The organism is Vibrio xiamenensis (genome assembly GCF_900100015.1).
Lineage (GTDB): Bacteria > Pseudomonadota > Gammaproteobacteria > Enterobacterales > Vibrionaceae > Vibrio > Vibrio xiamenensis.
In genome coordinates, this window is the sequence record NZ_FNDD01000014.1 from 85,982 (window position 1) to 100,220 (window position 14,239).

The following is a 14,239-nucleotide window of genomic DNA, read 5'->3' on the forward strand; positions in this document are numbered from 1 at the left end:
GTGTGGCCGTCGCTTATCGGCGCGTTGCCTGATGCTCAATTATTTAGAGGTTTGATTCTGGTTAATGGTAAATCTTGGTCAATCTTTATAAGTGAACTCTCTTAATAGAGAGCTTAACTATAAGGATTGACGGTTAAGGGTGATCGATCTCGATCGTCTGCAATTGGTAGCCAGCTTGACGATAAATTTTATATCTTTCTCGTGCGAGTTGCTTGGCTTTTTCGTCGCAGGGGACGAAGTCTACCACCTCTGCAAACTTGTTCGCAAAGGTTGTCTGATTATCGGCAATATTTATCACCAGTTGGCGATTCCAACTTGGTCTCACTCCCTGATGGCCAATTTCGATGCTGGTGGCGTATTTCGGTCCTTCGCCAACCAAATTATGGGCGATAAACTGCTCTGGTGGCACTTGCCAAAAATGTTCCGCCAACCACTCGGCTTGAGACTTGTCGTCGCAATTGAGATACACCTTCGCCCCTTGCTTGGCAAAATGTTGAGCCAAGAACAATACATAACGCGCAAACCCTTCACGATGAGCTTGTGGCGATTGTGGATTGACGATGTAGAAAGTGGCGTTGGACATAATCTTAAGCGCTTACACGGTCTGTTGGTGGGGGAATCAAAAAAGGGCCTTGCGGCCCTTTTCAATTACTCTTCGGTATCTTGGCCACTGCGGTTTAGCAAGAATTGGACAAGCATCGAGACCGGACGACCGGTCGAGCCTTTGGCTGCGCCTGATTTCCAAGCTGTACCAGCTATATCTAAGTGCGCCCAGTTGTACTTCTTAGCAAATTTCGACAGGAAACAACCTGCAGTAATGGTGCCACCAGGACGGCCGCCAATGTTCGCCATATCAGCAAACGGGCTCTTGAGCTGCTCGTGGTACTCATCGGCCATTGGTAGACGCCAAGCGCGATCGCTTGCTTGCTCAGAAGCATTGATAAGCTCATGCGCCAGTGGGTTGTGGTTAGACAACACGCCGGTGATGTGATGGCCAAGAGCGATAACACACGCACCCGTTAGGGTTGCAACGTCAACCACACACTCAGGCTCGAAGCGTTCAACGTAAGTGAGAGCATCACACAATACTAAACGGCCTTCTGCATCTGTGTTGAGTACTTCAACCGTTTGACCAGACATAGTAGTCAGGATGTCGCCAGGGCGGTATGCGTTACTGCCAGGCATGTTTTCACAACCTGCAAGTACGCCGACAACGTTAATTGGCAAGTTCAGTTTTGCCAGCGCTTTCATCGCGCCAAAGACAGAAGCTGCACCGCACATGTCGTATTTCATCTCATCCATGCCTTCGCCTGGCTTAAGTGAAATACCGCCTGAGTCAAAGGTTAATCCTTTACCAACCAGCACGATCGGCTTGGCATCGGCATCAGGGTTACCTTTGTATTCGATGATTGACATCATTGACTCGTTTTTCGAGCCACGGCCAACGGCAAGGTATGAGGTCATACCCAGTTTTTCCATCTCTTGCTCACCAATGATCTTGGTGTTGATGGTCTCGTAATCGTCAGCTAGGCGACGTGCTTGAGATGCAAGGTACGCTGGGTTGGCAACGTTTGGCGGCATGTTGCCAAGGTCTTTACAAGATTTCACGCCAGAGGCAATTGCCAAACCGTGAGCGATGGCTTTCTCGCCAAGGCTAAGTTCACGACGAGTTGGTACGTTGAAGACGAGCTTGCGTAGTGGGCGGCGAGTTTCTGGCTTGCTGCTCTTGAACTGATCAAAGGTATATAAACCATCTTTTGTCGCTTCAACAGCTTGACGTACTTTCCAGTATGTATCACGGCCTTTGACATGCAGCTCAGTGAGGAAGCATACTGCCTCCATCGAACCGGTTTCGTTCAATGTACTGATGGTTTTTTGAATGATCTCTTTGTATTGGCGTTCGCCAAGTTCCCGCTCTTTGCCACAACCTACTAGCAAAACGCGTTCAGACAGCACTCCAGGCACTTGGTGAAGCAGTAGCATCTGTCCGGGTTTACCTTCAAGGTCACCGCGACGCAGTAGTGAGCTGATATAGCCATCACTGATTTTGTCGAGTTGTTCTGCTACGGGAGAAAGGCGACGTGGTTCAAAGACGCCGACAACGATACAAGCGCTGCGCTGTTTCTCTGGACTTCCACTTTTTACACTGAACTCCATGCGTACTCCTACATCCTAAAGACAAATAGTTCTAAATGTTAGATAATGGTCGCCATACTAAATGGAACTACCTTTAAATTAAGCAACCTAACAGTTAGTGAAAAATTTAAAAATAAAAGGTTCAACGGAAAACTATAGTGATTCGACTAAAAATACAAGTTTTGTATAGGTAATTTCAGCGTGATTATTGTTAGATATTTGATCCGCGAAACACTCAAGAGCCAGTTAGCGATCTTTTTTGTACTGTTTCTGGTGTTCGTCAGCCAAAAATTTATTCGAGTTTTAGCGGATGCCTCAGACGGTGAAATTCCTGCTCGTATGATTCTTTCCATCGTGGCATTGAACATGCCTTCGATGGGTTTATTAATGCTGCCATTGAGTCTATTTATCGGGATTTTGCTTACTTTTGGGCGCCTGTACGCTGAAAGTGAAATTACCGTCATGAATGCGACTGGAATAGGAAATAAGTTTCTTATTCGTGCGGCTTTGTATCTGGCTGTGATTACAGGCGCAGCGGCTGCGTTTAACTCATTTTGGCTTTCACCTTGGGGCCAAGATAAAGAAGCGCAATTGTTTGAGCAGTTTGAATCGGAAAACAGCGTTGATTTGCTGCAAAAGGGCCATTTTCAACGTACGCCAGACGGTTCGTCTGTGGTGTTTATCGATAATATTCAGAACAAAAAGTTGTCCAACGTTTTCGTGGCTCAGCTAACGCCACGTGATTCGATTTTGCCAAGTGTTATGTTCTCGAATTCTGGTGATGTTAAAGAGCTCAGCGATGGTCGCCAAGTGATCAGTATGTACGACGGCACTCGTTACGAAGGCGTGCCAACTCGCATCGATTACATGACCACGACATTTGATGAGTACCAAGGTTTGATTGGCCAACGTGAAGTCAAAAAACGTGGCCGAGATTGGGAAGCGATTCCAACGTTGCAGCTTATCAAAAACTCTGACCCAGAAGCGCAAGCTGAATTGCAATGGCGTATTTCTTTGGTGGTGTGTATTCCACTGCTGACAATGTTGGTTGTGCCGCTATCGGCGGTTAACCCTCGCCAAGGACGATTCGCCAAAATGGGGCCGGCGATTTTGATTTATCTGGCCTATTTCTTGGCAATCAGCGCGACCAAATCCGCTCTTGAAGATGGCGCTATTCCGCCTATCGTTGGTATGTGGCCAATCAACGCCGCACTGCTTCTCACTGCCTTGTTCGCTAACTCAATGGATAGCGTCACGGCACGACGTATCAAAGACAGATTTAGAAAAAAGAAGGCAGCGTAATTAGTGTTTAAAATTCTCGATTTATATATAGGTCGAACCATCATAGCGACCACGTCGCTGGTGTTAGCTACCTTTGTTGGCTTGTCTGCCATCATCAAATACGTAGAGCAGCTACGTAAAGTAGGGCAAGGAACGTACGATTTAATTCAAGCGCTGCTATTTGTGGTGTTGAGTATTCCTCGCGATATTGAAATGTTCTTTCCAATGGCGGCGTTGCTTGGCGCTTTGATTGGTCTTGGCATGTTGGCATCAAGCTCAGAGCTGGTGGTGATGCAGGCGTCGGGTTTCTCCAAACTCGACATCGGTTTGTCGGTATTAAAAACGGCCGTACCGTTAATGATTGCGGTCACACTGCTTGGTCAGTGGGGCGCACCACAAGCGCAAAAGATGGCGCGAGATATGCGCGCGTTTTCAACCTCAGGCGGCAAGCTGTTATCGGTGCGAGCCGGGGTTTGGGCGCGAGATGCCAATGACTTTATCTTTATTGGCAAGGTGGAAGATGACAAACTCTACGGTGTCAACATGTGGCGTTTTGATGCCAATAAAAAGCTCGACACTGTGGTTTATGCCAAAGAAGCCGACTTTCTTAATAAGAGTCACTGGCTGATGAAAAATGTTCAGGTCACGGACTTAAAAGACGACGTACAAATCTCTAAGAAGAGCTTAGATACCTATCGCTGGGATACTACGCTAGCGCCAGATAAGCTTGCGGTGGTTACCGTAAAACCGGAAGAATTATCACTGACTGGGCTTTACGATTACGTCACTTATCTTGATGCCTCTGAGCAAGACTCGTCACGTTATGAACTGGCTTTGTGGCGTAAAGTGACTCAGCCATTTTCGATTGCGGTGATGATGCTAATGGCGCTGTCGTTTATTTTTGGCCCGCTGCGTAGTGTCACCATGGGCGCGCGAATTTTATCTGGGGTTATCGCCGGATTTACGTTTTACATTTCCAGTGAATTCTTTGGCCCGCTGAGCTTAGTGTATGAGATACCGCCAGCCTTTGGTGCTATCGCGCCAAGTATCGTGTTCTTGACCATTGCGGTATTGTTGCTGCGACGCAAACTATAAGCACAAAACGTTGATTTGAAATAGCGTTGATTTTGAAATAAAGAAAAAGGCTGCCGATTGGCAGCCTTTTTAGGTTTTATCTTAGTGGCTGATGCCACTAAAGCAGCTTTTTCAAGCGATACAGCGCATCAAGAGCTTGGCGTGGCGTGAGGTCATCCGGGTCGATGGTTGCGAGAGCTTCTTCTACTTCACTGGGCTCTGGAATCAAGCTGAGTTGATTGGCGATATCCACACCATTGCCTGAGCTTGTCGCGCCCGTGGTCAAACTTTCTGCTTTGCTGAGTTGTTCTAACTGGGTCAGTTTAGTACGCGCGTTTTTAATCACGCTCTTTGGTACACCCGCAAGCCCTGCAACGGCTAAACCGTAAGATTTACTTGCTGCGCCTTCTTGTACTGCGTGCATAAAGGCGATGCTGTCACCGTGTTCGACCGCATCAAGATGCACGTTGGCCAGTGTTGCAATCTGCTTCGGTAACTCGGTCAGCTCAAAATAATGGGTAGCGAATAGGGTGAGGGCGCCAATTTGCTTGGCGAGCCATTCTGCACTTGCCCAAGCCAGTGAAAGGCCGTCATAAGTACTGGTACCGCGACCAATTTCATCCATCAAGACCAAGCTGCGCTCGGTGGCATTGTGCAAAATATTCGCGGTTTCAGTCATCTCTACCATGAAGGTTGAACGGCCGGAGGCGAGGTCATCGGAAGCGCCAATGCGAGTAAAAATACGATCGATAGAGCCAATGTGTGCGGATTCAGCCGGCACGTAAGCGCCGATATGTGCCATTAAAGCAATCAAGGCGGTTTGGCGCATATAGGTCGATTTACCGCCCATGTTTGGCCCGGTGATGATCAGCATTTTGCGCTCAGGCGAGAGCTCGATTGGGTTAGCGATAAACGGCTCGTCCATCACCTGTTCCACCACCGGGTGGCGCCCACCCTGAATATGAATACCCACGTGGTCGGTTAGCTCTGGTCGACAGTAGTCGAGGCTTTCGGCGCGTTCTGCTAAGTTTTGCAACACATCCAATTGCGATAGTGCTGACGCTAGGTTCTGCAAAGCTTCTAAACTTGGCATCAGGAGATCAAAGAGTTGTTCCCACAACTGTTTTTCGAGCGCCAACGCTTTGGATTTTGAATTCAGAACCTTGTCTTCATGCTCTTTAAGCTCAGGAATGATATAGCGCTCAGCGTTTTTAAGGGTTTGACGACGAACATAGTGCGGCGGCACCAAATGGCTTTGTCCACGGCTGACTTGAATGTAGAAGCCATGCACATTGTTGTAGCCTACTTTAAGCGTGTCGATGCCGTGACGTTCGCGCTCTTCACGCTCTAACGCTTCAAGATATTCGGTTGCGCCATCAGCTAGGTTGCGCCACTCATCCAGTTCGGCGTTATAGCCGCTAGCGATCACGCCGCCATCGCGAATCACGACCGGTGGGTTTTCTTTGATGGCGCGCTCTAGCAGCTGACAAATTTCCTCTTGTGGTGCGCAGTACTCGGTCAATTTTTGCAAGTACGGGTGGGAAACCTCAGTCAGTACTTGCGCGAGTTCTGGTAATTGCTGCATGGCATTACGTAGCCGCGCCATGTCACGTGGGCGAGCGGATCGCAAGGCCAAACGCGCCAAAATACGTTCAATATCGCCGATTTGTTTTAATACCGGATTCAGTTCAGTAAATAGGGCGCTGCGTTTAATATCACCAATCGCATCCAAACGTTGATTTAATGCTTCGCTATTACGCATCGGTTGATGTAACCAACGTTTTAGCATTCGGCTACCCATCGGAGTGGCGGTGTGATCCAAAACTTCAGCGAGGGTATTTTCACTGCCGCCAGCGAGGTTTTGGGTGATTTCCAAATTGCGGCGAGTAGCCGCATCTAAAATCACTGAGCTATCTTGGCGATCAAAAGTGAGCGAGCGAATATGCGGCAGCGCAGTACGTTGGGTGTCTTTCACATATTGAATTAAACATCCTGCTGCGCACAGACCATACTCTGCCTGTTCGACTCCAAAACCGACCAGATCTTTGGTGCCAAATTGCTGGTTGAGTTGCTGTTTGGCGGTATCGAGCTCAAACTCCCACACAGGACGGCGGCGATTGCCTTTGCGATTTTCCATCACCTGTACGGGTTCAAAATCTTCAGGGAACAGGAGTTCACGTGGTGAAGTGCGTTGCAACTCGGCCAGCATCGCTTCTTCTGTTTGCGGTTCACAGAGTTGGAAGCGTCCGGAAGTGACATCAAGGGTTGCGTAACCAAACTTGCCTTGATGGTGATAAATGGCGGCGATCAAGTTATCGACACGCTCTGATAACAGCGCTTCATCGGTGACGGTACCTGGCGTGACGATGCGCACGACTTTTCGCTCAACTGGACCTTTACTGGTTGCCGGATCGCCGATCTGTTCACAAATCGCGACTGACTCTCCGAGCTGAACCAGCTTGGCGAGATAACCTTCCACAGCGTGGTAAGGGACTCCTGCCATAGGAATGGGTTGGCCAGCAGATGAGCCTCGTTTGGTCAGAGAAATATCGAGCAGATGGGAGGCGCGTTTGGCGTCATCGTAGAAAAGCTCGTAAAAATCGCCCATACGATAGAACAGCAAAATATCCGGATTTTCGGCTTTAAGCGCCAAGTACTGCTGCATCATTGGGGTATGTTTTTGGTCCGCTTTCACAGGTTACGTCTTTGTGTTTATTGGTGTTGGCGATTAGGATACGTGAAAGGTATTGACGCGAAAAGACGAAATCGGATTTTAGTTATGCAGAGTTTGAAAAATTTATCCGCGCAGCTGGGTGAGTTGCTTGAGCAGCACCAGCAAGTGATGACCACCGCCGAGTCTTGTACTGGTGGTGGTGTTGCCAGTGCGATCACCGATATTGCTGGCAGCTCGGCGTGGTTTGATCGCGCTTTTATTACCTATAGTAATGAAGCCAAAATGCAAATGCTGGGCGTTAGCGCTGGCTTACTTGATAGCGTGGGCGCTGTCAGTGAGGCGGTCGTGATTGATATGGTCAAAGGGGCATTGGCGCGCTCAAACGCAACTCTTGGTGTGGCGATCAGCGGTATTGCTGGGCCAAGCGGTGGCAGCGATGAAAAGCCGGTAGGTACTGTGTGTTTTGCATGGGCAGATCAGCAAGGGTGGCTACAAGTTGAAACCCAACGATTTAGTGGCGATCGCAGTAGAGTACGAGAAAAAGCGACGTATCATGCGTTACTCAAGGTCTATCAGTACCTTAGCAGCAAGGCTGAATAACGCGGATTTGCGCTCAGCTTTGAGTTAAACCTCACGCTTAGCGCGATTGACGCAAATTTTTTTTGTACAGGTATAGACACTGTATGAATCAACAGTATAATAACCAGCAATTCGAACTCATTTATTGAGTAAAGCAGATTCAGTTCACGATATTTAGTTCACAATAGAGTGAGCGCAACGGAGAAAGTGATGGACGATAACAAACAGAAAGCTCTGGCCGCGGCGTTAGGTCAAATTGAAAAGCAATTCGGTAAAGGTTCAATCATGCGCCTCGGTGACAACCGTGCCATGGATGTTGAAACTATCTCAACCGGTTCGCTTTCATTAGACATCGCCCTGGGTGCAGGTGGCCTGCCAATGGGACGTATCGTTGAAGTTTACGGTCCTGAATCATCAGGTAAAACTACGCTGACTCTAGAACTTATTGCAGCGGCGCAGCGCGAAGGTAAAACTTGTGCGTTTATCGATGCCGAGCACGCTCTTGACCCTGTCTACGCGAAAAAATTGGGCGTAGATATTGATGCACTATTAGTTTCTCAGCCTGATACTGGTGAACAAGCTCTGGAAATTTGTGACGCATTAGCACGTTCTGGCGCGATTGACGTTATGGTTATTGACTCGGTAGCGGCTTTGACACCAAAAGCAGAAATTGAAGGCGAAATGGGCGACAGCCACATGGGTCTTCAAGCGCGTATGCTTTCTCAAGCGATGCGTAAACTGACAGGTAACCTAAAACAGTCAAACTGTATGTGTATCTTCATCAACCAAATCCGTATGAAGATTGGTGTGATGTTTGGTAACCCAGAAACCACAACAGGTGGTAACGCACTGAAATTCTACGCATCTGTTCGTCTTGATATTCGCCGTACTGGCTCTATCAAAGAAGGTGACGAAGTGGTGGGTAACGAAACGCGTATCAAAGTGGTTAAGAACAAGATTGCAGCACCATTTAAAGAAGCACACACTCAAATCATGTACGGCCAAGGTTTTAACCGCGAAGGTGAGCTTATCGACCTTGGGGTTAAGCATAAGCTGATTGAAAAAGCGGGTGCTTGGTACAGCTACAACGGCGACAAAGTCGGTCAAGGTAAAGCGAACGCGTGTAAATACATGCGTGAAAACCCAGAAATTGCTAAAACCATCGATACCAAACTGCGTGAGTTGTTGCTTTCTCCGGCTGAAATTCCAGCTGAAGATCCAGAGTTTGGTGCTATGCCTGAGCAATCAGAAGAGCTATAAGTCTTCTTTCTTTATTTTCACAAAGCCCTGCAATGCAGGGCTTTGTCGTTTCTCTAATTTGGATATTAACAATGTTTCGACGCTCGACTCCTCCTACTTTATCGGCCAAAGAGATGGCGATGCAGCTGCTCAGTCGTCGTGACCATGGCCAATATGAGCTGCAGCAAAAGCTAGTGCAGAAAGGTTATAGCGATGATGATATTCATCAGGCACTGAATTTTTGTGCCGAGCTTAACTATCTCGACGACCTGCGGTTTGCCAAAAGTCAGGTGCGCCAGCATGTCGCAAAAGGGCACGGCGAAAGACGTATTCGTCAAGAGCTTAATCAAAAACGCGTGGCAGAATCTGTGGTGGAGCAAGCGTTGAATGAAGAGCCGCAAGATTGGTTTGAATTGGCAAGCTTAGCCGCCAATAAGAAATTCAAAGGTCGCAAAGCGGCCGATCAAAAAGAGTACGCGAAACAAGTTCGTTTTTTGCAGTATCGCGGCTATAGTTTCGAACAAATTTCTCATGCTTTGAGCCAAGACGGTGAGATTGGAATGGACTAGTTTTGCTTTAATAAGCAAATCACATCGTGAATCGCTGGTTGCGTCCTCGATAGGCCTAACGACTGGATGTTAAGTAAATGTCGTTGAAACTAGCATCAAGTAGTGGCTTGAGTATACAATACCCCAAAATTTTAACTCGATATTTTCAGGAAGAGCTGCATGTACATGAGCACTGATGAGGTTCGTAACTCGTTCCTCAAGTTCTTTGAAGACAAAGGACACCAAATCGTAGAAAGTTCATCGTTAGTTCCACATAACGATCCAACTTTGCTGTTCACTAACGCAGGGATGAACCAGTTCAAAGATTGTTTCCTTGGTTTAGAGAAGCGAGCTTATACTCGAGCGACTACGGCTCAACGTTGTGTACGTGCAGGTGGTAAACACAACGACCTAGAAAACGTCGGCTTTACTGCGCGTCACCATACTTTCTTTGAAATGCTAGGTAACTTTAGTTTCGGCGATTACTTCAAAGAAGACGCGATTGCTTTTGCATGGGAATTTTTGACTCAAGTTCTGAAGCTTCCTGCGGACCGTCTGTTAGTGACTGTCTATGAGACAGATGACGAAGCGTTTGATATTTGGAATAAGAAAGTGGGCGTGCCTGCTGATCGCATCGTGCGTATCGGCGACAAAAAAGGCGGCAAACCTTACGAGTCAGATAACTTCTGGCAGATGGGTGATACCGGTCCTTGTGGCCCATGTAGCGAAATTTTCTATGATCATGGCGAACATATTTGGGGTGGACGTCCTGGTACACCAGAAGAAGACGGTGACCGTTTCATCGAAATCTGGAACAACGTTTTCATGCAGTTCAACCGTCACGCTGACGGCACGATGGAACCTTTACCAAAACCATCAGTCGATACCGGTATGGGGATTGAACGTATTTCTGCCATTATGCAAGGCGTGCATTCCAACTACGAAATCGATGTATTCCAAACCCTGATCAAAGCTTCGGCAGATATCATTGGTTACGATGATTTATCAAATCAATCACTACGCGTTGTGGCTGACCACATTCGTTCATGTGCGTTTTTGATTGTTGATGGTGTGATGCCTTCTAATGAAGGTCGTGGTTACGTTCTGCGCCGCATCATTCGTCGTGCAGTTCGTCACGGTAACAAGCTCGGCGCAAAAGGTACTTTCTTCCATAAGTTAGTTGGACCACTCGCCGAAGTCATGGGCAGTGCTGGCGTTGAGCTGAAGAAACAGCAGGCGTTGGTTGAAAAAGTTCTACGTATTGAAGAAGAAAACTTTGGCCGTACTTTGGATCGCGGTATGGCGATTCTTAACGAAGCGCTGGATGCCGTTGATGGCAAAGTGTTAGACGGCGAAACCGTATTTAAACTTTACGATACCTACGGTTTCCCAGCAGATTTAACCAACGACGTTGCGCGTGAAAAAGGCTTCTCTATTGACGAGCAAGGCTTTGAGCAAGCGATGGAAGCGCAGCGTCAACGTGCGCGTGAAGCGGGTCAGTTTGGTACTGACTACAACAACAGCATTAAAGTCGATAGTGCAACCGAGTTTTGTGGTTATAGCGCAACTCAAGGCAACAGCAATATCACTGCGTTGTTTGTTGATGGTGAAGAAGTGGAATCACTTTCAGCTGGCCACCATGCGATCATCGTTTTAGACCAAACCCCATTCTATGCAGAGTCGGGCGGTCAATGTGGTGATACAGGTGTACTTAAAACCGACTCCGGTGTGTTTAAAGTCACTGACACCCAAAAATTGGGTAGTGCAATTGCGCACCATGGTGAATTGGTTGAAGGCGTGATTGCCAAAGGCGACCAAGTACAAGCTCAAGTTGATGAGCAACGTCGCTTGGCAAGTTCATTGAACCACTCAGCTACTCACTTGCTTCACGCGGCTCTTCGCCAAGTCCTTGGTGAGCACGTGGCACAAAAAGGTTCTTTGGTTCGTGCAGAAGGTCTACGTTTTGACTTCTCGCATTTAGAAGCGATGACCAGTGATGAGATTAAACAAGTTGAGCGTTTAGTGAATGCTCAAATTCGTCGCAATCATAATATTCAGACTGAAATTATGGACATTGAAGCGGCGAAAGCAAAAGGTGCGATGGCGCTGTTTGGTGAGAAGTACGATGACCAAGTTCGCGTGCTTTCAATGGGCGATTTCTCAACTGAATTGTGTGGTGGTATTCACGCGAGCAACACGGGTGATATTGGTCTGTTTAAGATCATTTCGGAAGGTGGTATTGCTGCGGGTATTCGCCGTATTGAAGCCGTAACTGGTGATGTGGCTCTTGATGCACTCGAAGCTCAACAAGCCAAGTTTGAAGAGAAATTAGCTGAATCTGCTAGCAAAGCGAAGAGCTTGGAAAAAGAAATTCAAGTTCTTAAAGAAAAGCTCGCAGCTCAAGCCAGCGCGTCACTAACTGACCAAGTTAAAGAAATTGCGGGAGTGAAAGTGTTAGTCGCTCAGCTTGACGGCGCTGACAACAAAGCTCTACGTGGCATGGTTGATGAACTGAAAAACCAACTCGGTAGCGGCATCATCATGCTCGGTAACGTTGCGGATGACAAAGTGGGCCTGATTGCTGGTGTAACCAAAGATCTGACTGGCAAAGTCAAAGCCGGTGAGCTGGTCAATATGGTTGCTCAGCAAGTTGGTGGTAAAGGCGGCGGTCGTCCGGATATGGCTCAGGCTGGTGGTAGTGATGCCAGTGCTCTGCCTGCGGCACTTGCTTCTGCAAATGCTTGGTTGGAAGAGCGTTTGTAATTAGATAGAGCTGCAATAACCGCTTACCTCAACTTAAGGTGAGCGTTAATGTTTCAAATACAGCCAAGCGTTATCTCAGTCGTTAGTGACTAAGAGCGCTTGGTTTTTGTTTATCTCTGCTGATTTTTAGGCAGTTAGTTGCCTATTGATTAGCGCCTATGAGACTTTATGTCTTGGGAAGGTGAAGACTGGTGAAAAGGCCCCTTATCGTACAGAAGTTCGGTGGAACGTCGGTAGGTTCAATTGAGCGAATCAATACCGTTGCTGAACACATCATCAAAGCGAAGGATGATGGAAATCAAGTTGTTGTCGTAGTTTCGGCCATGTCAGGTGAGACCAATCGCCTGATGGATTTGGCTAAACAAGTCGACAGTGTGCCAACGGCAAGAGAGTTGGATGTGTTGTTGTCAGCAGGCGAGCAAGTATCGATGGCGCTGGTGGCGATGACGCTCAATAAGCTAGGGTACGCGGCGCGTTCTTTGACGGGATCACAAGCTAAGATTGTGACCGACAATCAACATAACGACGCGACGATTACGCATATTGACACGTCAGCCATAGAGCAACTGCTTGAACTGGACAATATCGTGATCGTCGCTGGTTTCCAGGGCATGAACGAGTCAGGGGATATCACTACGTTAGGTCGTGGCGGTTCGGATACCACTGCAGTGACGCTTGCGGGCGCGTTGCAAGCGGACGAATGTCAGATCTTCACCGATGTTGATGGCATCTATACTTGTGATCCGCGCGTTGTACATCAAGCGCAAAAGTTGGATGTGATTGATTTTCCTTCGATGGAAGAAATGGCGAGAAAAGGGGCGAAAGTTCTGCACTTGCCGTCCGTTCAATTTGCTTGGCGTCACAATGTGCCACTGCGCGTGTTGTCGACTTTTGAATCTGGCGCTGGCAGTTTGGTTGCTGGCGAAGAGTGCAATGCCGCAATTTGTGGCTTAGCGATTCAGCGAGATGTTGTTTTGATTCAAACTGATAACAGTGCACTCTCGGCGTTAGTCGCTCAATGTCAAATGTTAGGCATCTATGTCAGTAATGTGATCGAACGGGCAGAATGGGCGGGTATTGTGATAAAACAAGATGCACGTCCAAAGTTGGAACTGGTTTTCCGCGATAAAATCCGCAATAGTGAAGAGGTAAGTCTTCTTACTGCGGTTGGAAGCCAAGCCGAGGGACTGGTAGAGCACGCGTGCATGTTACTGAATGAAGAGGGAATAGACGTCCAACACAGCAGTTGCGAAAAGCAGTCGTTGGCACTGATTCTTTCTCCGGCACATATAGATCGTGCTGCAAATATACTGCATGACGTTTATATCAAAGCCAATTTAGCGATAGATTGCCAACAAAAACATGCATTTTTGGGTTAGATTCTAATTGATTAGAGTTTACCAAAATATAAATTTTGTTGGATAATGGCTTAGTAGCAAGATAAATCAGAGATTACTCAAGGAGCATAGAATGCTAATTTTGACTCGCCGCGTTGGCGAAACCCTAATGATTGGTGATGAAGTTACAGTAACGGTTCTTGGTGTTAAGGGTAACCAAGTACGTATCGGCGTAAATGCTCCGAAGGAAGTGTCTGTTCACCGCGAAGAAATTTACATGCGCATACAGGCAGAAAAAGGCAATGGTAATGTTGCGTCAGGCAACTACTAATTGTTGAGAAAGGCTGACATAAAGTCAGCCTTTTTTGTATCTATTTCTAGAAGATTGTTAGTAAAAAGAACGAATTCGCTGCGCTTTGATTAAATAGCCAACGGTTAGGCGACTTTTTGGAGATTTTACCAAGAAAATGTTTGACATATTTTTGGTAAATCGTAATATGTGCCTCCGCAAGACGGTGAGGTGGCCGAGAGGCCGAAGGCGCTCCCCTGCTAAGGGAGTATGTGGTTTGTAGCCGCATCGAGGGTTCGAATCCCTCCCTCACCGCCAT

Annotated in this window: 11 protein-coding genes and 1 tRNA gene; 9 read left to right on the forward strand and 3 right to left on the reverse strand. The window is 47.5% G+C overall.

Annotation, left to right across the window (positions count from 1 at the left end; translation table 11 throughout):
- Positions 1-133: 133 nt before the first annotated feature.
- Entirely contained in the window at positions 134-583 is a 450-nt protein-coding gene (locus BLS03_RS12795) for a DNA polymerase III subunit chi (protein WP_093274504.1), read from the reverse strand.
- A 65-nt stretch (positions 584-648) separates the two neighbouring features.
- On the reverse strand, positions 649-2,157 hold the full coding sequence (gene pepA / locus BLS03_RS12800; RefSeq protein WP_093274506.1) for a leucyl aminopeptidase: 1,509 nt from the start codon (positions 2,155-2,157) through the stop codon (positions 649-651).
- 180 nt (positions 2,158-2,337) lie between these two features.
- On the opposite strand from pepA, the gene lptF reads away from it, so the two are divergent.
- Both lptF and lptG read left to right on the forward strand, forming a co-directional pair.
- Positions 2,338-3,438: an LPS export ABC transporter permease LptF gene (lptF, locus tag BLS03_RS12805; RefSeq protein WP_093274508.1), complete on the forward strand. Its 1,101-nt coding sequence runs from the start codon at positions 2,338-2,340 to the stop codon at positions 3,436-3,438.
- A gap of 3 nt (positions 3,439-3,441) precedes the next feature.
- Complete coding sequence (gene lptG / locus BLS03_RS12810; RefSeq protein WP_093274511.1) at positions 3,442-4,512, forward strand: LPS export ABC transporter permease LptG; 1,071 nt, start codon at positions 3,442-3,444, stop codon at positions 4,510-4,512.
- 97 nt (positions 4,513-4,609) lie between these two features.
- Here lptG and mutS read toward each other — a convergent pair whose 3' ends face one another.
- Complete coding sequence (gene mutS, locus BLS03_RS12815) at positions 4,610-7,186, reverse strand: DNA mismatch repair protein MutS (RefSeq protein ID WP_093274512.1); 2,577 nt, start codon at positions 7,184-7,186, stop codon at positions 4,610-4,612.
- An 84-nt stretch (positions 7,187-7,270) separates the two neighbouring features.
- Between mutS and BLS03_RS12820 the strand changes: the two genes are divergently transcribed.
- From BLS03_RS12820 to BLS03_RS12850, 7 genes are all read left to right on the forward strand, one after another.
- The gene (locus tag BLS03_RS12820; RefSeq protein WP_093274515.1) at positions 7,271-7,765 is read left to right on the forward strand and encodes a CinA family protein; all 495 of its coding nucleotides are present in this window, start codon (positions 7,271-7,273) and stop codon (positions 7,763-7,765) included.
- 189 nt (positions 7,766-7,954) lie between these two features.
- Complete coding sequence (gene recA / locus BLS03_RS12825; RefSeq protein WP_093274518.1) at positions 7,955-9,004, forward strand: recombinase RecA; 1,050 nt, start codon at positions 7,955-7,957, stop codon at positions 9,002-9,004.
- A 71-nt stretch (positions 9,005-9,075) separates the two neighbouring features.
- A complete protein-coding gene (gene recX, locus BLS03_RS12830) occupies positions 9,076-9,552 on the forward strand; it encodes a recombination regulator RecX (RefSeq protein WP_093274519.1) in 477 nt (158 codons plus the stop codon).
- Between the two features lie 159 nt (positions 9,553-9,711).
- A complete protein-coding gene (gene alaS / locus BLS03_RS12835; protein ID WP_093274521.1) occupies positions 9,712-12,294 on the forward strand; it encodes an alanine--tRNA ligase in 2,583 nt (860 codons plus the stop codon).
- 191 nt (positions 12,295-12,485) lie between these two features.
- The gene (locus BLS03_RS12840; protein ID WP_093274522.1) at positions 12,486-13,673 is read left to right on the forward strand and encodes an aspartate kinase; all 1,188 of its coding nucleotides are present in this window, start codon (positions 12,486-12,488) and stop codon (positions 13,671-13,673) included.
- 91 nt (positions 13,674-13,764) lie between these two features.
- Complete coding sequence (gene csrA / locus BLS03_RS12845) at positions 13,765-13,962, forward strand: carbon storage regulator CsrA (RefSeq protein WP_004415691.1); 198 nt, start codon at positions 13,765-13,767, stop codon at positions 13,960-13,962.
- Between the two features lie 183 nt (positions 13,963-14,145).
- A tRNA-Ser gene (locus BLS03_RS12850) sits at positions 14,146-14,238 on the forward strand.
- Position 14,239: the final 1 nt, after the last annotated feature.